This window comes from Streptomyces sp. CNQ329 (genome assembly GCF_000482585.1).
The window spans coordinates 58,486-83,254 of the sequence record NZ_AXVU01000032.1 but is presented as its reverse complement, the minus strand read 5'-3'; the positions used below and the strand labels follow the sequence as shown (position 1 = coordinate 83,254).

The following is a 24,769-nucleotide window of genomic DNA, read 5'->3' as shown; positions in this document are numbered from 1 at the left end:
CGCTCTTCGGCGGCAGATCATGCGGGAGGTAGGCCCACTGACAGCCGGTCCGGCCCTGGTAGAGGATCGAGTTCACGATCTCCCGCATCGCGTAGGCGCCCTGGTGACCGCTGACCGAGCGGTGCCGGTCCTTCCACGCGGTGATCACCGGCTCGATCAGAGCCCACTGCTCGTCGGATAAGTCGCTGGGGTACAGCTTGCGTTCACTCACACCATCACACCAGCAGACGAGCGGCTATGGACCGGCAGACTCCGCCCCGTACCCACACCAACAGGTGACGCGATAACCCATCAAAGAGTCACGAACCGCCCTCTGAGATTGTCCGATGACTCCGACTCGCCCCCGTACAAGCTGACGCTGCCGACTTTCCCCATGTCCGGCCCCTCTCCTCCATCACCGCCGGAACTTCGACAACACCATGATCACTGACTGTGAAAATCCGTCTCCAGTGAGTGACCCGCCCAACCGTCGGCTGGGCGGGTCGTGGGCGGGTCCGGTCGCCGTCCCGGTCCGGCGGCCGGCAGGCGGCCGACCGCGTGTGCGCCCTGCGGTGCGTCGGTGAAGCGCAGGGTGCCGCCGTGGTGGTCGGCGATCTCCCGGGCGATGGCCAGGCCGAGTCCGGCTCCGCCGGACGTGCGGGCGCGTGCGTCCTCCAGCCGGCTGAACCGCTCGAACACCCGCTCCCGGTCTGCGGCGGGTATGCCGGGGCCGTCGTCGCACACGTCGATCCGTACCGTGTCGGCGCCGTCGTGCCGTTCGGTACGGACGGCCACCTCGACCTCCTTGTCGGCGTGGCGGCAGGCGTTGTCCAGCACGTTGCGCAGCATGCGCTCCAGTTGGCTGCCGCTGCCGACCACCCACGCGGGCGGGCCCGGGGAGCCGAGGCGTATCTGAAGGGGGTGCGGGCGGCGCAGGTGGCGGTGTTCTTCGACCAGATCGTGGACGACGTCGGTGAGGTTGACGGGGTCGCGGGGGGCGGGCGCGGTGCCTTCGAGCCGGGCCAGCAGGAGCAGGTCCTCGCTGAGGCCCTGGAGCCGTTCCAGGTCGTGCAGTGCGCCGCGCACGGCGGTCGGCCAGTCGACCTCGTCGGGGTGTGCCAGCAGCGATTCGAGCGATGCCCGCACCGCCGCGAGCGGGCTGCGGAGTTCGTGCGAGGCGTCGCCGATGAACTGCTGCTGGGTCTCGGTCGAGCGCCGCAGGCGGCCCAGGATCTCGTTCGTGGTCAGAGCCAGCCTGGTCAGCTCGTCTCCTCCCCTGGGCACGGGCACGCGCCGGTTCAGCGAACGAAGGGTGATGTCCTCCAGCTCCGTACGGATGGCGTCCACCGGACGCAGTGCCCGCCCGGCCGTCATCCAGGCGCCGGCGGCGATCAGGACGGCCGCGGTCTGCGTCAGGTAGAGCAGTTCTCCGCGGAAATCGTCCGGGCCCCAGGAGAACTCCCCGTAGTGGGCCGCTGCCAGTGCCGACGAGACCGAGACCACGGCGGACGAGGCGAGCACCGTGCCGCCGTACGCGACGAGCGCGAACCGGGCCCTCAGCGGCACCCCCTGGCCGGCGGGCTGCGCGCACAGCCAGGCCGTGACGCCGACCGTGAGGCCGAGGAGCGGGCTGACGAAGACGGGCGTCTCGACGACCGACATCACTGATTTGCTGGTTCCGTAGCCGTAGTAGGCGTCGAGCGGACTGCCCAGGGCGGCGCGGGCCGCGAACTGGACGGTCGTCATCGCGCCCGCCCCGAGGGCGCCCCACAGCCGCAGCCGGAGGGCGCCGCCCTGCCCCGCCGCCCAGGCGGCGGCCACCACGACGACCACCCCGAACAGCCCGCCGTATCCCAGCAGCGGGCGTACGAAGAGGACCCCGCCCGCCGCGGCACCGGCGGCGACGGCGACCCGGGCCCGGGGGGCCGCAGCCGCGCGGCGCAGCGGGCGGGGCCGGGGGGCGGTCGCGGGCCGGGGCTCAGCGGGCGGCGGCATGGCCGGTCAGCAGGTAGCCGCAGCCGCGGACCGTCGTGATCGAGCGGCGGCCGAACGGCACGTCGATCTTGCGGCGCAGGGCGCTGACGTACACCTCGACGATGTTCAGGTCGCCGTCGAAGTCCGCGGACCACACCTGCTCGGCTATCTCCGGCTTCGAGACGACCTCGTCGCACCTGCGGGCCAGGCACTCCAGCACCGCGTACTCCTTCGCGGTCAGCGCGACCCTGGTCTCCCCACGCCCGCAGGAGCGGCCCGCCGGGTCGATCCACAGGTCGCCGATGCGCATCACCGCCCGCGTGCGCGAACCGCCCCGCCTCAGCAGCGCCCGCAGCCGGGCCTCCAGCACGACGTAGGAGAAGGGCTTCGCCAGGTAGTCGTCGGCGCCCGTGTCCAGTCCCTCGGCCTCGTCGTACTCGCCGTTCTTGGCCGTCAGCATGAGGATGGGCGTGTCGACGCCGTCCGCCCGCAGCCGGGCGCACACGCGGTAACCGTTCAGTCCGGGGAGCATGATGTCGAGCACGATCGCCTGGTACGGGTACTCCCGCGCCAGGTACAGGCCGGTGTGGCCGTCGTGGGCCACGTCCACGGCGTAACCGGCCGCCTCCAGGCCCCGTTTGAGGGACGCCGCGAGCCCTTCCTCGTCATCGACCACCAGTAACCGCATGCCTCCAGTATTCCCGCGGCCCCCGCCCCCTTCCTGAAGGAACTCTTCAGGTCTGAGGGGTTCCTCAGGGTCCTTCAGCGTCCTCACAGCGGTCGCCGGGGAGCATCCGGTTCCCATGACGGCCTTGTCGCGTACGCACCCGGTCCCCTCCTCCTCCGCCGCCCGGCGGCTGCTGCGGGCGCTGCGCGCCGCGGCGCCGGCGGCGGCGCCCGGGCTGGCGGCGTACGCGGCGGTGCGGCTCACCGGGCTGCTCCTGCTCTGCGCGGGCGCCGCCTGGGCGGGCGAGGACCCGCTGCACCGGCTCAACGGCCGCTGGGACTCGGTGTGGTACCAGCGGATCGCGCAGAACGGCTACGGCTTCGAGGCCCGGCTGCCGGGCGGCGGCGTACACCCGGACCTCGCCTTCTTCCCGCTTCTTCCGGCGCTGGAACGGCTGTCGGCGGAGGCCTCGCCGCTCGGGGTCGCGGACGCCGGGCTGCTGGTGGCGTGGGTCTCCTCCTTCGGTGCGGCGTGGGGTGTCTACGCGGTGGGCGCCCACGTCGCCGGGCACCGTGCCGGCGTCCTCCTGGCCGCCCTGTGGGGCGCGCTGCCGACGGGGTTCGTGCAGTGGATGGCGTACACCGAGTCGCTGTTCACGGCGCTCGCGGCGTGGTCCCTCCACGCGGCCCTGACCGGCCGCTGGCGGACGGCGGGGGTGCTGGCCGCGGTGGCGGGGCTGTGCCGCCCGACGGCCGCGGCGCTGATCGCCGCGCTCGGCGCCGCCGGGGCCGCGCACCTGGCGGCAGGGGCCCGCGGCGGTGCCCCGGTCAGGGCGCTGCTGCGCCGGCACGGGCGGCTGCTCACCGGGATGCTCCTCGCCCCGCTGGGCTGGATCGCGTACCTGGCCTACGTCGGGGTGCGCGAGCAGAGCGCCTTCGGCTACTTCCACGTCCAGGCGGCCTGGGGCAATCACGTCGACGGTGGCGTCGCCCTCGCCACCTTCGTCCTGGGCCTTCTCACCGGCCCCTGGCCCTCCCCCCTCGGCGGCGCCGCCCTGTGCGCGACGCTGGGACTGGTCGGCCTGCTCCTATGGCTGTGCGTCCGCCGGCGGCTGCCGCTCGCCCTGGTCACCTACGCCTGTGCCGTCGTCGCCCTCTCCCTCGTCGGGTCGGCCTACTTCGGCTCCCGCCCGCGCCTCATGACGCCGGCCTTCCCGCTGCTGCTCCCCCTGGCGGTGCCCATGGCGCACTGGCCGGGGCGCCGGTGCGCGGCGGTGGTGGGGGTGCTGGCGCTGGTCTCCGGCGCGTACGGGGCGCTGGCGCTGCTGGGCAACGGGCCGCCGTGAGCGGCCCGTTGCCCCGACGGCCTGCCGTCAGTGCACGTTCAGCGCACCTTCAGCGCGCCCAGCAGCATCGGCAGCGAGGCGTGCAACTCGCGCTCCCAGTACGCCCACGTGTGCTTGCCGGGGCCGTAGAAGTTGGTCGTCACCTTCTTGGCGCCCGCCTTCTTCAGGGCGTCGGCCAGGGCGTGGTTCTGCCTGTTGAAGTCCGCCTCCAGCGCGTCCAGGGCACCGGGCGGGTCGAGGGGGCCGGCCGTGCCGTCGCCGCAGGAGAGGTAGACCGGCAGCGGCTTCAGCTTCTTCGCCAGGTAGTACGGGTCGTGGGCCTGCCAGATGGCGCGCTGGTCGACCGGGTCGCCCCAGACGCGGCGGGGGTCGTCGCCCTGGCCGGCGAAGAAGCCCATGATGCGGTTGACCGACTCGTCGTTGAGCAGCGGGTGCGCGGCGCCGGAGTAGGCGGCGGTGGCCTTGAACATGCCGCGGTGCCGGGCCGCGTACATCAGTGCGCCCTGGCCGCCCATCGACAGGCCCGCCACCACGCGGTTGGGGCCGGCGCCCCAGTCGCTTTCGAGCAGGCGGCGCAGTTCGTCGGTGTGGAAGGTCTCCCACGCCGGGTCGCCGCCCTCGCCGAAGTTCCACCAGTCGCTGTACCAGCCGTTCCAGCCCGCCTCGGGCATGACGACGAGGACGTCTCGCAGGCTGTCGGTGTCCTCGACGTCGGTCGCGGAGGTCCACGAGGTGTAGTCGCCGCAGCAGCCGTGCAGCAGCCACAGGGTGGGCCAGTGCCGGCCGGGGTCGTCCGGGTCCCAGCCGTCGGGGGTCAGCAGGCGTACGGGGACGGTGCGGCCGCCGAGGGCCGGGGACCGTACCGACAAGTCGACCAGGCGCTCCCCGACCTGCGTGACGCCGACGACCTCGGCGTCACCCCGGGGGCCGCCCTGCGGGGCGGCCTCCGGGGCCGCCGCGGCGAGCGACGGGGCGGCGGGGACGACGGTGAGGAGCAGGGCGGAGAGAAAGAGGAGAAAGCGTTTTCTCACGGTCAGAACGGGTACCACGGCGGCTCCTTGGTGAGGGTGGAACGTTCGGCCGGTGCCGGGTTCGCGGGGGTGTTCCGGGGGCCCGGAGTGTCAGCGCCGCTCGGGCAGGATCAGCAGCGCGTCGCCGACCGGGCGTTCCCCGGCCGCGTCGGACGGGTCGTTGATCACCTCGCCGCCCACGGCCATCGTGGTCGATCCGCCGCCGTCGAGGTTCACGGCGTCACGCAGCCCCAGCGCGCGGGCGACGTCGGCGCTCTCGGGGATGCTGAGGCCGAGGGAGTCGGTGGCGCGGCCGTCGGCGGTGACGAGGACGGTGCGGCCCGCGGCGTCGGTGCCGGCGAGGGTGCGCGGGTTCCGCTTGTGCATCCAGCCGTAGTAGAAGCTCGGGTTGCCGGGCTGGACCATGCCGTCGGCGGCGGGCGTGACGTGGAGGCGGCCGTCGTGGACGAGTTCCGGCCCGCCGTTGACGACGGCCGTGCCGGGCGGGGTGGCTACCGGGCGCCCGCGGTCGTCGCGCAGCCCGTGGCTGATCCGCAGCTTCTCACCGGAGCGCGCGAGCGCGGCCAGGTCGCCGGCGTGCTCGCCGGTGGCCTGGACGGAGCTGCCGCCGGGCGGGAGTGCGCCGCCGCGGGGGGAGCGCACTTCGGTGACCCGGCCGCGGGCGTCGAGTACGGCTTCGGTGCCGTCCCCGGCAGGGGTGCGGGCGCCGTACTCCCCGGTGAAGGCGACGACTTCGTCGTCGTCGGTGCAGGTCACGTCGTGCAGCGGGAGGTGGGTGGGGGCGTCGTCGGCGGTGCCGCCGCAGTTGCGGATGAGGCCGGGTACGCGGTTGATGCCGTCCAGCGGCAGCGCGCCGCGGGCGGCGGTGACCCGGCCCTCCCAGCCGAGCCGGGCGACGTGGGTGCCCCGGGCGGAGTCGCTGAGCACGAGCGCGGGCCGCGTGCCGACGGACTCGCTGAGGAGCCGGCCGTCGTAGACGCCGGCGCCCGCCGGGTCGCCGGGCGCGCCGGCCTTCGGGTCGAGGACGAAGAACCCGGCGTTCACCCCGGCGGTCGCCCCCGCCGCGGTCGCCAGTTCGCTGGTCTTCTCGCGGTTCTCCAGGTCCCGCCCGTAACCGGCGACGAGCCCGCCGCGGAACGCGCGCGGGTCGACGGTCAGCACGTCGACCCGCCAGGTGCCGCGGACGCCGGCGTCGCCGTCCCAGCCGGTGTACGCGGCGGAGCCCGCGTATCCGGCGGCGACCAGCCGGGCCCGTTCGGCGTTCGCCTCGGCCTGGGCGTCGAAGGTGCCGACGCGGACGCGCCAGCCGAGGGTGCCGCCCGCGAAGTCCGCGACGGCGGGCGTGGTGACCTCCTCGGCGCGGGCGGCGAAGCCCTCGGCGGTGAGTGTCGCGGCCAGTTCCTCGGCGCTGGCCCGGTCCCGCAGGGCCGCGGGCGGGGCGTCGGGGTCGGGTGAGCCGGTGCCGCCGGGGATCGACACCTCCACGGTCCACGGCAGTTCAGCGGTGCCCGCGCCGCGCACGATGCGGGTGAGGGTGACGCCCGGCTGCAGCGTCTCGGTGGTCCGGGTCTCGGTCAGACCGGGGTCGCCCAGGGGCAGGGGCTTCGCCGCCGCCGAGGAGGGGGCGGAGGACGCGGACGGCATCGCCGCGAACGAGGCGAGAAGCGCCAGAACGGTGCCCGCGCCGAGCAGTTTGCTGTTCACAAGGACCTCTCCGAGGTGACGTACGGGAGCGCACGAGGCGGCCCCGCCGGCACCCGGGGGTGCCGGCGGGGCCGGTGGACCAGCCTCAGCAACGGTGAGCGTGATCGAGACCGCCGTCAAGACGTCGGAGGCAAGTACCCCGATGTCAGCGGCTCCGGTGGGTGCGTACGTAGGCGAACTTCGCGACCGCTCCTTCCCTGTTCATCGACACCAGCCCGATCTGCAGCCGCTCGTCGCCGGGCAGCGTCCACACGCCGTTGTGGACCCAGGTGCGGCCGTCGCGGCTGGTGGCCGCGCGCACCTCGTGCTCGCCGTGGTCCGCGTCGTGGTGGTACGACAGCCGCAGCAGCATCGTGTCGGCGGTGGTCCTCGGAGCGCAGGATCGGCAGCATCCGCTCGCCCTGCTCACCGCCGGACTGGAACACGGGGTTCGTGGTGCCGTAGGAGTACCAGGCGCCGTCCTTGCCGCGGATCGTCACGGGGTCGGGGAAGGTGTCGACGACGCCGTCGGTGACCGGGTTGGTGTAGGTGCCGGGGGCGGCGCTCTCCCCCGGTGCCGGCACCGGGGCCGCGGGTTCCGGGTCCGCGGCCGTCGCCGGCGACAGGGGCAGCAGTCCGGCGAGGAGTGCGCACAGCAGCAGCGCGGTCCGTGTCCACGTCCGTCTCATGCGGTGGTTCCTTCCGGTTCGAAAGCGCTGAGCGTCGGGTCGTGGTCGAGGGCGCCGACGTCGTACATCGGCGTCATCCAGTGGTAGAAGTTGTCGCCGCGTTCGCGCAGCAGGTCGTAGAGCCGGCGCAGCATCCGGCCGCGTACGGGCAGCAGTTCGGGGTGCGCATAGCGGTTGGTCAGCTCGTGCGGGTCGGCGCGCAGGTCGTACAGCTCGTTGACGGACTCGGGGTTGACGACGAGCTTGTAGCGCTCGTCGCGGATCATGCGCTGCGGGTACGGGAAGTGGTGGCCGTGGAACTCGGCGAGCAGCTCCGCGGGCCACTCGGGGTGCTCGCCGCGGACCAGCGGCAGCAGGCTGCGGCTGTCGACGGCGGGCGCGGTGTCGCAGCCGGCGAGGTCCAGAAGGGTGGCGGTGTAGTCGGTGAGGGTCACGAACTCGTCCCTGACCTGCGGCGGGGCGCCGGGGACGCGCACGATGCCGGGGATGCGGTAGATGTCCTCGTACATCGCCGGGCCCTTGTCGTGCAGGCGGTGGGCGCCGGTGAACTCGCCGTGGTCGGCGGTGAAGAAGACCGCGGTCTCGTCGGTCAGCCCCAGCTCGTCCAGCCGGGCGAGAATGCGGCCGATCTGTTCGTCGATGAGGGTGACGTAGCCCCAGTAGACGGCGATCAGCTTGCGGGTGACCTCGATGGGAATGGTGTCGAAGGTCCAGTGGGCGCTGTAGTTGCGCTGGACAGCCGGCTTGCCCTCGAAGGTCTCGGCGATCGACGGCGGCAGCTCGACCAGATCCGGGTCGTACATGTCGTAGTACTCGTCGGGCAGCAGGTAGGGCAGGTGCGGGCCGAAGAAGTGGGTGGCGAGGAAGAACGGGCGGCCGGTCGCGGCGTAGGTCTCCAGGTGCTCGATGGCGCGGGTGGCCAGGTAGTGCTCGAAGGTCGCCTCGGCCGGCTGGTGGAGCCGGGCGGCGAGCAGGTTGCCGGGGTTGCCGTTGGGGGTGGTGCCGCGCACCGGGTCGGAGATCCGGTACGGCGGCAGCCCCCGCTCGTCGAGGTAGGCGAGGTAGTCGGGGTGGTCGACGGGGTTGTGCCAGCCGGGCAGGTCGGGCCCGTCGAAGCCGTAGGAGGCGGCGTTGCGGTGGGTGCCGCCGTGCCACTTGCCGATCAGCCCGAGCTGGTAGTCGCGTTCGGCGAGGGCGCCGGGGAAGGTGAACGCGTCGCCGCGGAGGTCTTCCAGATACCCGACGTTGCGTTCGTAGTTGGCGAGCAGCCGGTGGCGGAACGGCGCCTGGCCGGTGAGCAGGCTGGCGCGGGCGGGGGTGCAGATGGCGGTGGGGGTGTAGCACCTCTCGAAGCGGGTGCCGGTGGCGGCGAGCCGGTCGAGGTGGGGGGTGGCGACATGCGGGTTGCCGTAACAGCCCAGGGTGTCGACGCGGTGCTGGTCGGTCATCAGGAACAGCAGGTTCACTTCGCGGACGCCTTCGTGTAGAGGTCGCCGAGGTAGTAGTCCGCCGGGTCCGGGGCCTGCGGGAGCTGGCCGGTGCCGACGAAGAATTCGGCCAGGTCGTTCAGCCAGTCGCCGACGGTGCCGTCCTTGGTCCTGGCGACGAGGTCCTCGGTGGGCAGCAGCTCCTGGTTGGCGGCGTCGGCCTCGACCTTCTTCTCGTCGAGCTTGAGCATGCCGGCGGTCTCGGCGACGGACTCCCCGGGGTTCTCGAAACGCCAGTCGTTGGCCTTCTGGAGCACCCTGATGACCTTGGTGGACAGTTCGGGGTCGACGCCGGTGCCGGCGACGAAGGCGGTGGGGAAGAAGCTGTCCTCCATCTCCCGGGTGCTGGCGACCTCCTGGAGGCCGGGGACCTTGGCCTTGATCTCGTCGATCATCGGGTACCACAGGCCGGCGCCGTCGATCTGCCCGGAGGAGAACGCGGAGACGATGGTCGCGGGGTCCATGGGCACCTTCTCGACGTCGTCGATGGACATCCCCTCCTCCTGGAGCGCGAGGTTGAGCGCCATGTCGCCGGAGGTGCCCTCGGGGACGCCGACCTTCTTGCCCTTGAGGCCGGCGAGGGAGGTGATGCCGGGCTGGGCGATGACGCGGTCGGCGTAGCCGAGGGTGTTGACGGCGATGACGTCGGCCTTGCCCGAGGCGGGCAGCCACATCGCGCCGGGGCCGATGTAGCCGAAGTCGAGGTCGCCGGCGCCGAGGGCCTGGATCTGGATGGGGCCGTTGTTGAAGACGGAGACCTCGGCGTCGAGGCCGGCCTCCTTCCACAGGCCCTGCTTCTCGGCGATCGCCAGGAGGCTGGCGCCGTTGTAGTCGTTGATGTAGCCGAAGCGGACGGTGGAGCCGTCCGACCCGCCGCCGCTGTCGTCGGAGCAGGCGGCGACCGGAAGTGACATGAGCGCTACGGTGAGTGAGAGGGCGAGGGTACGGCGGGTCGCACGCATGGCGGGGTGGTCCTTTCCGGGTGTGCTGAAGTCTCGTGAGGGGCGCGGGCGCAGAGGTGTCCGGGTACGGGGGCGTGGGTCAGGCGGCGGCCGGGGCGGCGCCCTGGTGGTAGACGGAGTGCCAGACCTCGTTGCGTATCCGGCCGAACTCGGGCGACAGCCGGATCTCCTCGGTACGGGGATAGGGCAGCGCGACGTCGACGATCCGGTGGATGCGCCCGGGGCGGGCGGCCATCACCACCACCCGGCTGGCCAGGTAGACCGCCTCGTCGACGTCGTGCGTGATGAACATGACGGTGCGCTTGTCCTGGCTCCAGGTGTCCAGGAGCTGGTCCTGCAACTGCACGCGGGTCAGCGCGTCCAGCGCCCCGAACGGCTCGTCCATCAGCAGCACCTGCGGACTGACCGCGTACGCGCGGGCGATGGCGCAGCGCTGCTTCATGCCGCCGGAGAGCGTCTTGGGCAGCGCGTCGGCGAAGTCGGTGAGCCCGACCAGCTCGATGGCGTGGTCGGCCCGCGTCGCGCGCTCGTCCGCCGTCAGCCCGGCGAGCCGCAGCCCGAACTCGACGTTCTTGCGCACGGTCAGCCAGGGGAAGAGGGCGTACTGCTGGAAGATCACCCCGCGGTCGGGACCCGGCCCGGTGACGGGACCGCCGTCGACGAGGACGTCGCCCGAGGTGGGCTCGGCGAGCCCCGCGGCCATGTTGAGCAGGGTGCTCTTGCCGCAGCCCGAGGGGCCGACGACGGTGACGAACTCGCGGTCGGCGATGTCCAGTGACACCCCGTCCAGGGCGGTGAAGTCGGTGCCCTTCATCGGGAAGGTCTTCACGACGTCCCGGAAGGAGATTTTCTCGGTCATCGGCGCTCCTGCCAGCCGGTGAGACGCCGTTCGGCGAGCAGCAGCAGCCGGTCCATGACCAGGCCGAGGACGCCGATGGTGAGGAGTCCCACGAAGATGGTGTCGAGGTCGTAGTAGGTCTGGGCGTGCTGCATGCGGAAGCCGAGGCCCTCCTGGGCGGCGATCAGCTCGGCGGCCACCACGGTGGCCCAGGCGGCGCCGAGGCCGATGCGCATGCCGACGAGGATGAACGGGGTCGACGCGGGGATCACGACCTTCAGGAAGATGACACGGTCGGAGGCGCCGAGGACCCGGGCGGCGTTGATGAGGGTGCGGTCGACGTCGACCACCCCCTGGAAGGCGGCGACGACACACGACAGGAACGCCGCCAGGAAGATGACGAAGACCTTCGGTGTCTCGCCGATGCCCATGAGCACGATCGCCAGCGGGATGAGCGCCAGCGGCGGGATGGTGCGGAAGAACTGGACGTAGGGCTCCAGCAGCCCGCGGGCCGTCGGATACCAGCCCATGAGGAAGCCGACGGGGATCGCCAGCGCGGTGCCGAGCGCGAAGCCGGTGAAGACCCGGCGCAGGCTGGCGAGCAGGTCGTCGGCGAGGGTGCCGTCGGCGATCAGGTCGCCGGCCTTCTGCGCGACGGCCAGCGGCCCCGGCAGGCTCTCGACGTTGAGCGCGGCCAGCACCGCCCAGACGGCCACGCCCCCGGCGAGGGCGGTGACGTTCAGCACGAGGGAGCGGACCTGGCCGCGCCGCCCGGTGCGGCGGTCGCGCGGCTGGGCGGCCCGCTTGCGGGGTGTGGTGATCACGGCCATAGGTACCTCGTTCGTCTCACGCGTCTGACGCTTCTCACGCGTCGTCCTCGGGGTCGGCTTCTGCGGGGTAGTGGGAGAGCAGGGGGGATTCGTGCAGCACCAGCGCGATGGCGCCGAGCGCGCCGCCGGTGGCGCCGAGGGTCGCGGGGCGCAGCACCACGCGGTCGCGGGAGGCGGGCATGATGTGCGTGCGGAGTGCCTTTTCGACGGGCCCGGTCAGCGCCTCTCCGGTGCGGGCGAGTTCACCGCCGATGACGATGACGCCGGGGCCGATGGCGTTGCAGACGGCGGCGAGCACGGTGCCGATGTGGGCGCCGGCGACGGCGAGCACGGCGCGGGCCGCGGCGTCGCCGGCGGACAGCGCGGCGGTGAAGGCGGCGAGGTCGTCGGCCTTGCCACCGGCGGCGCGGTAGGCGTCGAGAACGGCGCCGACGGAGGCCACGGTCTCCAGGCAGCCGGCGCCGCCGCACTCGCAGGGCGCGCCGGCCGGCACGGCGGTGACGTGGCCGAGTTCGCCGGAGAGCCCGAAGGCGCCGCGGTGCAGCGAGCCGCCGACGACGAGGCCGCCGCCGACACCGTGGGACACGCGCAGGTAGAGCACGTCGGCGTCGTCCGCGGCAGCGCCCCAGGTGGCCTCGGCGAGCGCGGCCAGGCGGGTGTTGTTGTCCAGCAGGACGGGCACGCCGAAGCTCTTGCGCAGCAGGTCCGAGAGCACGTCGAGGCGCCTGCCGCCTGCGGTGAGGTCGCCGGGGGCGCCGATGGGGCCGACGACGCCGACGCCGATGGCGTCGAGCGCACCGAGGCGCAGGGCGCCGCCGGTGAGGGTGGAGACGAGCCGTTCCGCGAGCCGTACGCGCTCCTCCCAGGACAGGTCGGGGGCGTGCTGCTCGCTGGCGGAACCGACGATCTCGTGGGCGACGTTGACGGCGGCGACGTGGACGGCGCGGCGGGCGAAGTCGATGCCGAGCGCCTGCCCGGCGTCGGGGTTGAGGGAGAGCTTCTCCACGGGCCGGCCGCGCCGCCGCTCCTCGGCCAGCGGTACGGCGGCGACGACGGCGCCGTTGGCGACGAGGTCGCCGACGATGTCGTACAGCGTGGTGCGGGACAGCCCGCAGCGGGTCCCGAGTTCGCCGCGGCTGAGAGGGCCGTGCCTGCGCAGCAGGGAGAGCACGCGCTCTTCGTGCTCGCGGCGGAGGCGGGAGAGAGGGCCGGCGGAGGGGTGCATGGCCGACAGCATGGAGACGCCCCGCGTTTTTCGTCAACAGGTCGGAAAAAAGATACACACGACCGCAAGACTCCCGTCACACGACTTCGCCGCGACTGACGCACGAGGGAGTTGCGCGTGACCTGCGGGGATGCTCCGGGGCGCGGATCCGGCGGCGGGTACGGCCCGGCCGGATTATTTTTCCGACCTGTTGACGAAAATCTCCGGGCGTTCGCATGCTGTGCGCCAGGCTGCCGCCGGTGCGAGCGGCACGACGAGGGAGGACGAGAGAAGATGACTCACTCAGCGAGCGGTTCGCCCATCGGCCGGCGGTCCCTGCTCGCCGGCGCCGGCTCCGTGGGAGCGGCGGCGGCGCTGGCGCCCGTACCGGCCTCGGCGACGGCTCCCGGATCAACGGACGCGGCCCCGGCCGCGGGCGGCGGCGGTGCCGCGGGGAACTGGCCGGACCCCGAGCCGTACGGACTCGCCGACACCCGCGCCGACCTGTGGCCGCGCGAGGACAACTCCTTCGTGCTGCCGCTGGAGTTGCGCCCGCGTGACGAGGACCTGGGCCGGGTGTGGATGCGTGACACCTACGTCAACTGCTTCGAGGTGGACGGCCGTCCGCTCTATGTCGCCACCGGGACCACCCGTGTCCCCGGGCTGGAGTCGGCGAGCCCGTGGAACGACGGGATCTTCGTGTGGACGGCCCGCTCCCTGCACGGTCCCTGGCGGCTGGCGGACACCACCGGCATCCGGCCGGACGCCGAGAAGGGCAAGGTCTGGTCGCCGGAGTTCACCGGGGAGAACCGGGCCGGGCACACCGTCGTCGCGCCCTGGCAGGAGTACTGGCACGACGACATGTTCGGCAAGCGCGCCAACGTCTGGGCGCCGGAGGTGCACTACGTCGCCGGGCGCTGGTACATCGTGGCGTGCATGGGCGACCACTCGCGCCTGGTCGGGTCGTTCATGCTGGTCAGCGAGGGCGGGCTGGAGGGTCCGTACCGGCTGGTGGAGGGGAGTCTCGGCAAGCCCTTCGGCGACCCGGTCAAGGGCGGCCCGTCGTTCATCGAGCCCGGTGCGTACCACCACATCGACGGCAGCCTGTACGCCGAGGGCGACGACGCCTGGCTGGTCCTGCACAACGACCTGTACGCGAAGTTCCGCGACGACATGGAGGACATCGTCCCGGCGACGGACCTGCCGCGCTTCACCCAGCAGCGCTACTCCCCCGAGCCGTACCTGGAAGGCGCCTACGTCTTCCGCCACCGCGGGAAGTACTTCCTGCTGCACGCCGCATGGAACCGCGCCAGCCTCGACGCCTACGGCAGCACCCGGCACGCCTACGAACCCGGCGGCACCGGCCGTGTCCAGTACCAGTACGACGCCGTCGTCGCCGTCGCCGACCGCTTCGAAGGCCCCTACTCCCGGCGCTGGACCGCGGGGGTCGGCGCCGGGCACAACAACTTCTTCACCGACGCCGACGGCGGGTTGTGGGCCACCTTCTTCCGCAATCCCAACGTCGGCTACTGGGCCGACCCCGCCCGGATCGCCGACGCCGCCGTCCCCGGAGTCGTGCGCCTGGAGTACACCGGCGGACAGGACGGGCGCATCTACGTGCAACGACGCCGGGGGCGCACGGCCGGGGACTGACCGCGCTCCGAGCTCCCCTCCGGAGCCGCAGGTGATCGCCACCGGGGAGTCAGGCGCGCGGCGGACCGGTGGCAGACTGGCCACCGGTCCGCCGAAGGAGCCCGCAGTGTCGATGATCAAGAGCCTCCGCCACGTGGTGCGCAGGGCACCCCGGTGCACCGTGGACCTGAGCCACCACGCCCGCTCGCCGCTCGGCAGCTCCGTGGTGAACTGCGTGTCGTACCTGGACGGCATGCGCCTGCAGCAGGGCAACTGCCCGGCCGCCGAGGCGCGGCGGCAGGTGCGCAGGCGCGGCCGGGGGTTCGTGTGGATCGGGCTGCACGAGCCGCGCCAGGAGGAGTTCGCCGGGCTCGCGGACCTGTTCGGGCTGCATCCGCTGGCGGTCGAGGATGCGGTGCACGCGCATCAGCGGCCCAAGGTCGAGCAGTACGACGACACGCTCTTCGCCGTCTTCAAGACCGTGCGCTACGTCGAGCACGCGGAGCTGACCGCGACCAGCGAGGTCGTCGACACCGGCGAGCTGATGGTCTTCGCCGGACCCGACTTCGTCATCACCATCCGGCACGGGCCGCACGGCTCGCTGGGCCCGCTGCGCGAGACGCTGGAGGCGTCGCCGGAGCAGCTCGCCCAGGGGCCGGCGGCCGTGCTGCACGCGATAGCCGACCACGTCGTCGACGACTACCTCGCGGTGACCGACGCGGTGCAGCGCGACATCGACGACGTGGAGTCCGCCGTCTTCAGCGAGCACGCCCGAAGCGGCGACGCGGGCCGGATCTACCAGCTCAAACGCGAGCTGCTGGAACTGCGCCGGGCCGTCACGCCGCTGGACCGGCCGCTGCAGCGGCTCGCCACCCGCCCCATGCCGCACATCGCGCCGGGGATACGGGCCTACTTCCGGGACGTCGCCGACCACCTGCAGCGGATCACCGACCAGATCACGTCGTACGACGTGCTGCTGGACTCCATACTCCAGGCGCATCTGGCGCAGGTGACCGTGGCGCAGAACGAGGACATGCGGAAGATCACGGCGTGGGCGGCGATCATTGCGATCCCGACCATGGTGTGCGGGGTGTACGGGATGAACTTCGCGCACATGCCGGAGCTGGACTCCGTCTACGGGTATCCGGCGACGCTGCTGGTCATCGCGGTGGCGTGCGTCGTGGTCCACCGGGGCTTCCGCTGCAACGGCTGGCTCTGACGTTCGTCCCGCCAGCTTCCGGGGACAGGTGTCCGAATCCGGGGGGTAACCTCTGCTCAGATTACTCCGATCCGATACGAAGTTGGCGTCCTTCTTGACTTAGAATGAGTCCACCGTAGGATCGGACACGGCGCCAGCCACAGGAAACAGGAAGACCTCGTACGGCAGGAGACGAAGACTCCGACATGCGCGTACGCCGCCGTTTCGAACCGCACGGCTGCTCGGAGCCCGGTTCGAGGGTCGCGTCCAGGCATAAACCGGCCACGCCGCACGGTTTGCCCACGCCTGCCCCGGCACTTCCGAACTTCCTCCGCCCCGCGGCCCCCGCGCACCGCACTCTCAACCGCATGGTCCGGAAGGATTTTCATGGCCGACAAGCCTGAAGCACACGTCACCGACAGCAACCCGGAGGGCGCGGCAGGCTGCCCCGTCGCACACGGCCGCGCCCCGCACCCGACCCAGGGCGGTGGCAACCGCCAGTGGTGGCCCGAGCGCCTCAACGTGAAGATCCTCACCAAGAACCAGCCCGCCTCCAACCCCCTCGGCGAGGACTTCGACTACGCCGAGGCGTTCCGCAGCCTGGACCTGGCCGCGGTCAAGCGGGACATCGCCGAGGTCCTGACGACCTCGCAGGACTGGTGGCCGGCCGACTTCGGCAACTACGGCCCGCTGATCATCCGGATGGCGTGGCACAGCGCCGGTACGTACCGCATCCACGACGGCCGCGGCGGTGCCGGCTCGGGCCAGCAGCGCTTCGCGCCGCTGAACAGCTGGCCGGACAACGGCAACCTCGACAAGGCCCGCCGGCTGCTGTGGCCGGTGAAGCAGAAGTACGGGCAGAACCTGTCCTGGGCCGACCTGATGATCCTCTCCGGCAACGTCGCGCTGGAGTCCATGGGCCTGAAGACCTTCGGCTTCGCCGGCGGGCGCGCGGACGTCTGGGAGGCCGAGGAGGACGTCTACTGGGGCCCCGAGACCGAGTGGCTCGGTGACAGCCGCTACAGCGGCGACCGCGAGCTGGAGAACCCGCTCGGCGCTGTGCAGATGGGCCTCATCTACGTCAACCCCGAGGGCCCCAACGGCAACCCCGACCCGCTCGCCGCGGCCCGCGACATCCGGGAGACCTTCCGCCGGATGGCGATGAACGACGAGGAGACCGTCGCCCTCATCGCCGGCGGCCACACCTTCGGCAAGACCCACGGCAACGGCCCCGCCGACGCCGTCGGCCCCGCCCCCGAGGGCGCCCCGATCGAGGCCATGGGCCTGGGCTGGGCCAGCACCCACGGCACCGGCAAGGGCGGCGACGCGATCACCAGCGGCCTCGAAGGCATCTGGACCGACACCCCCACCACCTGGGACAACAGCTTCTTCGAGATCCTCTTCGGCTACGAGTGGGAGCTGTTCAAGAGCCCCGCGGGCGCCCACCAGTGGCGGCCGAAGGACGGCGCCGGCGCGGGCACCGTCCCCGACGCCCACGACCCGTCGAAGCGGCACGCCCCGACGATGCTGACGACGGACCTGTCGCTGCGCGTCGACCCCTCGTACGAGCAGATCTCCCGGCGCTTCAAGGACAACCCCGCGGAGTTCGCGGACGCCTTCGCCCGCGCCTGGTTCAAGCTCACCCACCGCGACATGGGCCCGAAGGTGCGCTACGTCGGCCCGGAGGTGCCGGACGAGAACCTGATCTGGCAGGACCCGGTGCCGGAGGTCACGCACGAGCTGGTCGACGCGGTGGACGTCGCGGCGCTGAAGACCCGGCTGCTGGAGTCCGGCCTGTCCGTCTCCGAGCTGGTCGCCACGGCGTGGGCGTCGGCGTCGACGTACCGTGACAGCGACAAGCGCGGCGGCGCCAACGGCGCGCGCATCCGGCTGCAGCCGCAGATCGGCTGGGACGTCAACGAGCCCGACCGGCTGGCGCGTGTGCTGCGCACGCTGGAGAGCGTGCAGGAGGAGTTCAACTCCGCCCAGTCCGGCGGCAAGCGGATCTCGCTGGCCGACCTGATCGTCCTCGCCGGCGCCGCGGGTGTGGAGAAGGCGGCCAAGGACGCCGGCGTCGAGGTCCAGGTTCCGTTCACCCCTGGCCGTACGGACGCCACGGCGGAGCAGACGGACACCGAGTCCTTCGCCGCGCTGGAGCCGACCGCGGACGGCTTCCGCAACTACCTGGCCAAGGACCAGCGTCTCCCGGCCGAGTACCTCCTCCTCGACCGTGCCAACCTCCTCAGCCTGACCGCCCCGGAGATGACCGTCCTCGTCGGCGGCCTGCGCGTCCTGGGCGCCAACCACCAGCAGTCCGCCCACGGCGCCTTCACCGAGGCCCCGGGCACGCTGACGAACGACTTCTTCGTCAACCTGCTCGACCTCGACATCACCTGGGCGTCGGTCGACGGCGAGGGCCAGCTCTTCGAGGGCCGCGACGCGACCGGCGAGGTCACGTGGACGGGCACCCGCGCGGACCTGGTCTTCGGCTCGAACTCGGAGCTGCGCGCGCTGGCGGAGGTGTACGCGAGCGACGACGCGAAGGAGAAGTTCGTGCACGACTTCGTCGCGGCCTGGGACAAGGTCATGACCCTGGACCGCTTCGACCTGAAGTGACCCCGTCCTGACCCAACGGGCCGGCCCTCCCGCGGGGGCCGGCCCGTTCCCGTCGTGCGTGCGGCGTGCACGGCTTGTGCTGCCGCGGCCGGCCCTACGATGGCCGCCGTAGGACTCCGACGTCTCACAAGACCGGGAGAAGGACCACGATGGAGCGCTCACCGAGGATCACGCACCTGTCGTGGGGCCGGATGGTGGTCGAAGGGCTCGGCGAGGGCAAGGACTTCAAGCTGTTCCCGGGCGGCGGCCACGCCTGGGACTGGAACGAGTACGGCACCCGCCACGACCCGGGCATCCGCCCGGAGGAGATCCGCGAACTGCTGGACCACGGAGCCACGGTGGTCGTCCTCAGCGAGGGCATGGACCGCCGCCTCGGGACGATGCCGGAAACGCTGGCACTCCTCGCGGAGAAGGACATCGAGGCCCACGTGGCCCCCACACCCGAGGCGGTGGAGCTGTACAACTCCCTCGCCGCAGCCGGCCCGGTGGGCGGCCTCTTCCACTCCACCTGCTGAGCAACCGCCGGCTGGGGCCCTCTGCCGGGGCCGGGCCCTACGTCCTACGCGGCGATCGTGACCGACGTCTTGGCCGTCCGCGGCTTGGGCAGGGCCCGGGTGCGGGGCTCGGGGCGGGGGGTGGTGAAGACAAGGGCTCGGAGGACCGCGAAGCGGGCTATGCCCGCCAGGGCCGAGGCGGAGAGGTAGACCGCCTGCTCACATCGCGGGCCGTCCACGTCCGGGACACCAAGGACCGGGACGGCGGTCAGCTCACCCTGACCCCCACCGCCTGGGCCGACTTCGTGGCCTTCGCCAAGGCCGTCGAGCTCTGACGTACCCACCGCCCGTGCAGCCGTGTCCGGCCGCGCGGGCGGTGACGCGCGCGTCAGTGGATGACGTCGAAGACGTTCTTCTGCACACCGTTGGCGTAGACCTCGTGCTCGACCAGCTTCAGCTTCTGGGTGTCCTTGGAGGTGTCGCTGTACAGGCGCTTGCCCGCGCCCAGCAGCAGAGGGAAGACCAGCAGGTGGTAGCGGTCGATGAGGCCGGCGTCGGAGAGGTGGTGGTTGAGCGTGGCGCTGCCGTGGACGATGATCGGGCCGCCTTCCGTCCGCTTCAGGGCCGCGACGTCGTCGAGGGAGCGCAGGACGGTGATGTCGCCCCAGTCGGTGACGAGGTCGTCCTCGGCCAGCGTGGTGGAGACGACGTACTTCGGCAGGACCTTGTAGCGGGCGAACTCGTCCATGCCCGGCCACACCGGGCTGAACGCCTCGTAGCTGTTCCGGCCCAGCATCAGGGCGCCGGCCTCCTCCTGCTCCCGGGCCTTCAACTCGTACGCCTCGGGGCGGAACTCGACGTCCTTGAAGGTCCAGCCGGAGTTGCGGTAACCGGGTTCGCCGCCGGGGGCCTCCACGACGCCGTCGAGGGAGACGAAGGCAGTGCTGATCAAGGTGCGCATGAGAGATGACTCCTGGTTGGTGACGACTCCGGCGTGGGCGGTCCCCGCGCGGCTTGCTGTCATCCCTTACGACGGCGCGGACACCCGGAACTCATCGGCCGGCGGCCGGCAGCGGCGTTCAGTACCGCAGGACCGCCGCGATGTGGTCGTGGTCCGCGAGGGCGTCGTCGGGCACGAAGGTGACCTCCGCGCCGGTGTCGAGCGCCTTCTCGACGATCTCGTCGACGATGTCGTGGCGTGCCCGCGGGTCGTCGTCCTCGGCGGGGATCAGGTGCTCGTCCTCGGCGGAACGGACCGTGACACGGTAGTTCTCCTCGACGACCAGGTGGTGGACGCGGCCTTCGGAGACCTCGGACCACACCTCGTCCACGCCGCCCGCGAAGGCCCGGCGGCCCAGGGCCTCCTCCACGGCGGCGACGGCCTCGTCGGTGTGCCGGCGCGCCTGCGCCTCCCGGGCCGGGGCGACGGCTCTGGCGACCGCGTCCGGGGGGCCCTGCGCCAGGCCGCTGTGGTGGACGTGAACGGCGGTGGCGGTGGCGGCGCCGGTGTCGGCGAGGAGGGAGAGAGCCGCGTCCTCGCCGGTGACGTAGAGGGGTCTGGGGTCCCTGTCGAGGACGGTGCGCATCGCCGCGTCGGCGTCGCGCAGGAAGGCGCGCACCTCCTCGTCGCGGAACTTGCTGGGCGTGTCGCCGATGCGCTCCTCGCGCTCGGTGTCGGGGTTGTCCACGGTGCGGGTCATCGGGAAGCCGCCGACGGCGGCCTCGGTGACGTGCTGCTCCGATCCACTCCACAGGGTGGCGCGGTCGGCTGCCACGGACAGCACCCAGTACGGGCGCTGGGACGTATAGGCCGCGACCAGATTGCGGGTGAGGAACGAGTCCGACACGACGACCCGTTCGGGGGCGGTGCGCGGGAGAGCGAACACGTGATGCTCGCCCGCGGCGGCGAAGACGGCCAGGCCGTCGAGCGCCTGGGACAGATCGATCTCGTCGGCCGCCGCGGCGAGCTGCGCGCGGACCTCCTGGCGGGCCGCGCGCGTCGCGTCGGGGTCGCGGTCGAGCTGCCGCTCGGCCTCGGCGAGGACGTTGCGCAGCCGTACCGCGTCCTCGGCGTTGTGGGATGCTCCCCGATGGGTGGGCAGGGTGAGCGACACGGCGGGGTACGGGCGCCGCTCGCGCAGCTCCGCGAGTGCCTTGGGGGTGATCGAGGTCTCCATCGTGCCTCTCCAGGTCCTTCGGCCGTCGGTGCGGCGGGTGTCAGGGCCGGTCAGGGCCGGGGCGGGGGCGGGTCGAAGACGGGTCGGGGGCGGGTCAGAGGCGTTCCGCGCCGCGCACGACGGCGACCGGGCAGTGCGCGTGCTGCAGGAGTGCGTGGCTGACCGAGCCGAGGAGGAGCCCGGCGAAGCCGCCGTATCCGCGGGCGCCGGTGACGAGGAGGCCGGCGTCCTTGCTCGCCTCGATGAGCAGTTCGCGGACCGATCCCTCGACGGCGGTGCGTTCCACCCGTACGCCCGGATAGGTCTTCTCCGCTCCCGCCAGCGCCTCGGCGAGCACCCGGTCGCCTTCCGCGGCCGGGTCGGCCGCGGCGGACCGGACCGGTGCGTCCGCCCGCGGCGGGTACCTGGCCCAGGCGCTCCACACGTGCAGGGCGACCAGCCCGACGTCCCTCCTGGCGGCCTCGTCGAAGGCGAAGTCGATGGCGGCGGCCCCGGCCGGAGAGCCGTCGACCGCCAGCAGCACCGGCCCGCCGGGACCGGCGCCGCCGGGCCGGACGACGAGCACGGGGCAGTGGCCGTACGCCGACAGGTGGACCGCCGTGGAGCCCACGAGCAGCCGGGCGAACGCGCCGCGGCCCCGGCGGGCGACCACCGCCAACTGCGCGGTCTCCGTCTCCTTGACCATGACCTGCATCGCCTCGCCGGTCATGACGGCTCCGTGGGAGGTGACGGCGGGCTCCGTCCGCCGGGCGTGTGCGACGGCGTCGGCGACGATCTTCTCGGCCTCCTCGCGCAGCGCGGAATCGCCGGGGAGCATGACGGCGGCGCCGGGGTAGGCGCCGAAGGCCGGCCAGAGAAGCGCGTGCACCACCCGCAGGCCGCACCGGCGCAGCCTCGCCTCCCGAGCGGCGGCCGCGACCGCGTCGAGGCCCGCCGCGGAGCCGTCCACACCCACGACGACCGGCGCAGTCTCCATCCCAGCCACACTCCGTTCCCCCGGGCCGTACGCCCGGGGTGTGCTCCCCAGTCCTCTCCCGAGCCTGGGTCACACCCGCCGGAGGCACCAGCGCTGCGCCCGCAGTCGGGTGAGTGCCCGCCGGGGGCGGCCCGCTCCCCCGCTCCCCCGGGGGTGAGCGCACCGGTGACGCGGCGGCCGGACCGCTCGGGGGCCGGGCCCCGCGAGGCCCCGGTTCGGCCCGGCCGTCAGGGTGCCGCGTTCATCAGGTCCAGCGCACTCTGCTGGCGGGCCGCGTCTCGTACGTCTCGCTGCGCGTGAGCACCCCCGGCCACCGACCGCTACCTGCGCCACACCGACGCCCTCGCCACCACCGAGGTCGTCACCGCGGGCAGCGGCGACCTGCTCAGGCAGGACGCCACCTGAAAGGTAGTACGCGGTCTCGGGAAGCCGCTGTGCTACTCCTTCGAGCCGCGCAACCACCCCGGCGAGTATCTGCGCCACCGGGAGCACCGGGTGCGCCGCGAGGCGGGGGACGGCGTGCTGTTCCGCGAGGACGCCACGTTCTGCCCGACGGCCGGCAGCGGCGGCGTGCGGCTGTCCTCGGCGAACTTCCCCGGCAGCTTCGCAGGCCACATCGACGCCGAGGTGTGGCTCGCCCGGCAGGGCGGGGGCAACCCCTGGGACAACCCCGCCGCCTACACCGAGGACACCACCTGGGCGGTGGCGCCACCCTGGGCTCCGTGAGCGGGGCGGCGACGCCGGCCGGGGGGCGCATCCCCGGCCGGCGCGCCGGCCGGCCGGGCGTCAGGCGATCTTCATCGTCGCCATCATGCCCATCGCGGAGTGGTCGAGCATGTGGCAGTGGTAGACGTACGACCCCTGGTGGGTGTCGAACGTCGCCTGCACCCTGACCGTCTCGTTCGGGCGCAGGTTGACGGTGTCCTTGAGCCCTGCCTCTCCGGGCCCCGGTGCCTGGCCGTCCCGGTCCAGGATGCGGAACTGGACCAGGTGCATGTGGAAGTTGTGCCACGCGATCTGGTTGAGGTTCCTGATGGTCCAGATCTCGCTGGCTCCGAAGCGGACCTGCTGGTCCACCCGGTCCGGGTCGTACAGCTTCTCGTCGATGTACGCCTGCGGGTCCGGCCGGCCGTCCTCGTCCATCCGCAGCGTGACGGTGCGCTCGGCGGTCGGCTCGGGCAGCGGCGGCAGCTCGCGCAGCACGTCCGGGACGCGGCTGCTGTCCTTCGCGGTACGGACGATGTCGAAGCGCAGGACCTGGCCGACGAGCTCGGGGTCCCCGAAGCCGCCGGTGTTCGTCAGCACGACGCTGCTGCCGACGGCGTAGCGGGAGAAGTCGATGACGACGTCGGCGCGCTCGGCGGCGGACAGCGGGATCGCGGTGGTGGGGTAGGGGCGGGGCAGCAGTCCGCCGTCGGAGCCGATCTGGATCATCTCGCTGCCGTCCTCCAGGCCCAGCTCCATGAAGCGCTGGTTGGAGCAGTTGAGCAGGCGGATGCGGTACTTGCGGGCGGCGACCTCGACGTACGGGTACGCCTTGCCGTTGGCGATCATCGTGGAGCGCTGCCGGTCGCCCATGGTGTAGTGCAGGCCGGTCGCGTCCACATTGGCGTCGCGGATGGCGATGGGCAGGTCGTATTCCCCCGTGGGCAGCGGCAGCGCCTCCTCTTCCTCGTCGGTGAGGAGGTACTGGCCCGCCAGGCCGCGGTAGACGTTCTCGGACTCGATGTGGTGGGCGTGGTCGTGGTACCAGAGCGAGGCGTGCGGCTGGGTGTTGGGGTAGTAGTACGTACGGTCCTCGCCCGGGGCGATGGTCGCCATCGGCTGGCCGTCGTGTTCCGCCGCCACCTCTCCTCCGTGCAGGTGTACCGAGGTGGGCACGTCGAGCCGGTTGCGCTGCTCGATGACGACGGGCCGGCCCCGGCGCGCCTTGATCAGCGGACCGGGGAACTCCCCGTTGAACGTGAACACCTCCGACTCGACGCCCGGGATTATCTCCGCGGTGCCCGATCTCATGGTCATCACGTAGGTGTCGACGCCGCCGCCGGTCGACACCGGCGACAGCACCGCGGGCAGCGGCATGGGCTGGGTGAAAGGCGTGACCGCGAGCGCTGCACCGGCCGCGGGCTCCGCCCCGGCGGGCTCTGCCCCGGCCGGTGCGGTCGCCAGCGGCACCAACGCCGCTCCGGTCACGCCGACGCCCGCTGTGGCCATACCCGCAGCGAGCACCCTGCGCCGACTCACCATGAAAGTTGCCTCCATTGAGCTGTGAACTGTGTGCGCCCGGACATCAGTGCCACAGCGCCGTGGCGATGCCGGGATGGACCGGGGTGAGGGGGGTGGCGTCCAGACGGTTCCGAGGCGGTGTCACCCGGGGGGCCGTGGACAGTCCGTGCGGTCACCGGTGCGGACCGGGGCCGGGAGCCGTTGGCCCCGGCCCGCCACGGGTTCAGCGTGATCCGTAACGGATCGACAGGGAGGTGTGAGCGACTCGCACCTCGCACTCAAGTATGGAACGTCCCACTTGGTGATGACTTGATTTTTTGTAGAGGAGATGGCGGCAACGCCCGAAGCGGACTGATTCATTCTTCAACAACATGAAGGAAGGCGCACGCGGTCACGGGCGGGACCGCGTCCCGCGAGCAGCGGCCGGGCGGCTCCTGCCACAGGTGAGAGGCGGGGTGGACGGCGCGAGGCCCGCGGGCGCCTCGGGTGACGCGTGCGGCACGCTCGCCGCCGCCCGCCCGCGCCGCTCACCTCTTGACCGCTCCGTGCCGCCCACCGCATGACGGCCGGACGCGGCACCCGGGGCACCGGCGGCAGCACGTCGGTGAGGGCCGGGCGGGGCGGTGGCGGGGAGCAGGTGTTCGGCGGCGGAGCGCGGCAGCAGCACGAAGCCGTCGGACGACACCCTCCGGCACTGCTCGCCCCCTGCCCAACCACCAAGAGACCTCCGGTAATCGGCCCCAGCCCGACCGTCAGCGCGC

22 protein-coding genes and 1 pseudogene are annotated in these 24,769 nt (G+C 72.4%); 7 read left to right on the top strand and 16 right to left on the bottom strand.

Features of this window, described 5'->3' with window-relative positions; translation table 11 throughout:
- The 3 genes from I003_RS0121335 to I003_RS0121325 form a co-directional block, all read right to left on the bottom strand.
- Positions 1-211 (bottom strand): transposase (locus tag I003_RS0121335; RefSeq protein WP_027773368.1); only part of this gene is annotated, 211 nt, incomplete at its 3' end.
- Positions 212-423: 212 nt separating this feature from the next.
- A complete protein-coding gene (locus tag I003_RS32810; RefSeq protein WP_078564239.1) occupies positions 424-1,974 on the bottom strand; it encodes a sensor histidine kinase in 1,551 nt (516 codons plus the stop codon).
- Positions 1,958-2,641 (bottom strand): response regulator transcription factor, encoded by a 684-nt coding sequence (locus tag I003_RS0121325; protein WP_027773367.1) that lies wholly within the window; start codon positions 2,639-2,641, stop codon positions 1,958-1,960. Before I003_RS0121325 ends, I003_RS32810 begins: the two co-directional genes overlap by 17 nt.
- Before the next feature lie 115 nt (positions 2,642-2,756).
- On the opposite strand from I003_RS0121325, the gene I003_RS0121320 reads away from it, so the two are divergent.
- Entirely contained in the window at positions 2,757-3,965 is a 1,209-nt protein-coding gene (locus I003_RS0121320; protein WP_027773366.1) for a membrane protein, read from the top strand.
- A 38-nt stretch (positions 3,966-4,003) separates the two neighbouring features.
- Here the strand turns inward: I003_RS0121320 and I003_RS0121315 are convergent, their stop codons facing one another.
- The 8 genes from I003_RS0121315 to I003_RS0121280 form a co-directional block, all read right to left on the bottom strand.
- Positions 4,004-5,014 (bottom strand): alpha/beta hydrolase, encoded by a 1,011-nt coding sequence (locus tag I003_RS0121315; RefSeq protein WP_027773365.1) that lies wholly within the window; start codon positions 5,012-5,014, stop codon positions 4,004-4,006.
- Between the two features lie 72 nt (positions 5,015-5,086).
- Positions 5,087-6,700, bottom strand: a complete 1,614-nt coding sequence (locus tag I003_RS0121310) for a phosphodiester glycosidase family protein (protein ID WP_027773364.1) — start codon at positions 6,698-6,700, stop codon at positions 5,087-5,089.
- A 145-nt stretch (positions 6,701-6,845) separates the two neighbouring features.
- Positions 6,846-7,052, bottom strand: coding sequence for a hypothetical protein (locus I003_RS36510; RefSeq protein WP_027773363.1), 207 nt, complete (start codon positions 7,050-7,052; stop codon positions 6,846-6,848).
- Positions 7,053-7,364: 312 nt separating this feature from the next.
- Positions 7,365-8,834, bottom strand: a complete 1,470-nt coding sequence (locus I003_RS0121300) for a sulfatase family protein (RefSeq protein WP_027773362.1) — start codon at positions 8,832-8,834, stop codon at positions 7,365-7,367.
- Complete coding sequence (locus I003_RS0121295; protein WP_027773361.1) at positions 8,831-9,817, bottom strand: aliphatic sulfonate ABC transporter substrate-binding protein; 987 nt, start codon at positions 9,815-9,817, stop codon at positions 8,831-8,833. The genes I003_RS0121300 and I003_RS0121295 overlap by 4 nt, the downstream gene beginning before the upstream one ends.
- Before the next feature lie 79 nt (positions 9,818-9,896).
- The gene (locus I003_RS0121290; protein WP_027773360.1) at positions 9,897-10,676 is read right to left on the bottom strand and encodes an ABC transporter ATP-binding protein; all 780 of its coding nucleotides are present in this window, start codon (positions 10,674-10,676) and stop codon (positions 9,897-9,899) included.
- On the bottom strand, positions 10,673-11,485 hold the full coding sequence (locus tag I003_RS0121285; protein WP_027773359.1) for an ABC transporter permease: 813 nt from the start codon (positions 11,483-11,485) through the stop codon (positions 10,673-10,675). The genes I003_RS0121290 and I003_RS0121285 overlap by 4 nt, the downstream gene beginning before the upstream one ends.
- A gap of 34 nt (positions 11,486-11,519) precedes the next feature.
- Positions 11,520-12,722 (bottom strand): ROK family protein, encoded by a 1,203-nt coding sequence (locus I003_RS0121280; protein WP_027773358.1) that lies wholly within the window; start codon positions 12,720-12,722, stop codon positions 11,520-11,522.
- A 261-nt stretch (positions 12,723-12,983) separates the two neighbouring features.
- On the opposite strand from I003_RS0121280, the gene I003_RS0121275 reads away from it, so the two are divergent.
- From I003_RS0121275 to I003_RS0121260, 4 genes are all read left to right on the top strand, one after another.
- The gene (locus tag I003_RS0121275; protein WP_027773357.1) at positions 12,984-14,342 is read left to right on the top strand and encodes a family 43 glycosylhydrolase; all 1,359 of its coding nucleotides are present in this window, start codon (positions 12,984-12,986) and stop codon (positions 14,340-14,342) included.
- 112 nt (positions 14,343-14,454) lie between these two features.
- Complete coding sequence (locus I003_RS0121270; protein ID WP_037721343.1) at positions 14,455-15,540, top strand: magnesium and cobalt transport protein CorA; 1,086 nt, start codon at positions 14,455-14,457, stop codon at positions 15,538-15,540.
- Positions 15,541-15,906: 366 nt separating this feature from the next.
- Positions 15,907-18,135 carry a catalase/peroxidase HPI gene (katG, locus tag I003_RS0121265; protein ID WP_027773355.1) on the top strand — a complete coding sequence of 743 codons (2,229 nt, stop codon included), beginning with the start codon at positions 15,907-15,909 and terminating at the stop codon, positions 18,133-18,135.
- A 149-nt stretch (positions 18,136-18,284) separates the two neighbouring features.
- A complete protein-coding gene (locus I003_RS0121260; RefSeq protein ID WP_027773354.1) occupies positions 18,285-18,650 on the top strand; it encodes an Mth938-like domain-containing protein in 366 nt (121 codons plus the stop codon).
- 44 nt (positions 18,651-18,694) lie between these two features.
- On the opposite strand, the gene I003_RS36150 is transcribed toward I003_RS0121260, so the two are convergent.
- Positions 18,695-18,868, bottom strand: coding sequence for a hypothetical protein (locus I003_RS36150; RefSeq protein ID WP_158689011.1), 174 nt, complete (start codon positions 18,866-18,868; stop codon positions 18,695-18,697).
- On the opposite strand from I003_RS36150, the gene I003_RS35015 reads away from it, so the two are divergent.
- On the top strand, positions 18,845-18,964 hold the full coding sequence (locus I003_RS35015) for a DUF397 domain-containing protein (RefSeq protein WP_486584322.1): 120 nt from the start codon (positions 18,845-18,847) through the stop codon (positions 18,962-18,964). The two genes, I003_RS36150 and I003_RS35015, sit on opposite strands and share 24 nt — an antisense overlap.
- A 53-nt stretch (positions 18,965-19,017) precedes the next feature.
- Here the strand turns inward: I003_RS35015 and I003_RS0121250 are convergent, their stop codons facing one another.
- From I003_RS0121250 to I003_RS0121240, 3 genes are all read right to left on the bottom strand, one after another.
- Positions 19,018-19,590, bottom strand: a complete 573-nt coding sequence (locus I003_RS0121250; protein ID WP_027773352.1) for a dihydrofolate reductase family protein — start codon at positions 19,588-19,590, stop codon at positions 19,018-19,020.
- 118 nt (positions 19,591-19,708) lie between these two features.
- Complete coding sequence (locus tag I003_RS0121245) at positions 19,709-20,806, bottom strand: baeRF3 domain-containing protein (RefSeq protein WP_027773351.1); 1,098 nt, start codon at positions 20,804-20,806, stop codon at positions 19,709-19,711.
- Between the two features lie 94 nt (positions 20,807-20,900).
- A complete protein-coding gene (locus tag I003_RS0121240) occupies positions 20,901-21,782 on the bottom strand; it encodes a universal stress protein (RefSeq protein ID WP_027773350.1) in 882 nt (293 codons plus the stop codon).
- Between the two features lie 281 nt (positions 21,783-22,063).
- Between I003_RS0121240 and I003_RS35010 the strand changes: the two are divergent.
- Positions 22,064-22,508 (top strand): annotated as a pseudogene (locus I003_RS35010) (AbfB domain-containing protein); the annotation flags it as partial.
- Positions 22,509-22,568: 60 nt separating this feature from the next.
- Here the strand turns inward: I003_RS35010 and I003_RS0121230 are convergent.
- Positions 22,569-23,996, bottom strand: coding sequence for a multicopper oxidase family protein (locus I003_RS0121230; RefSeq protein ID WP_486584321.1), 1,428 nt, complete (start codon positions 23,994-23,996; stop codon positions 22,569-22,571).
- Between the last annotated feature and the right edge of the window lie 773 nt (positions 23,997-24,769).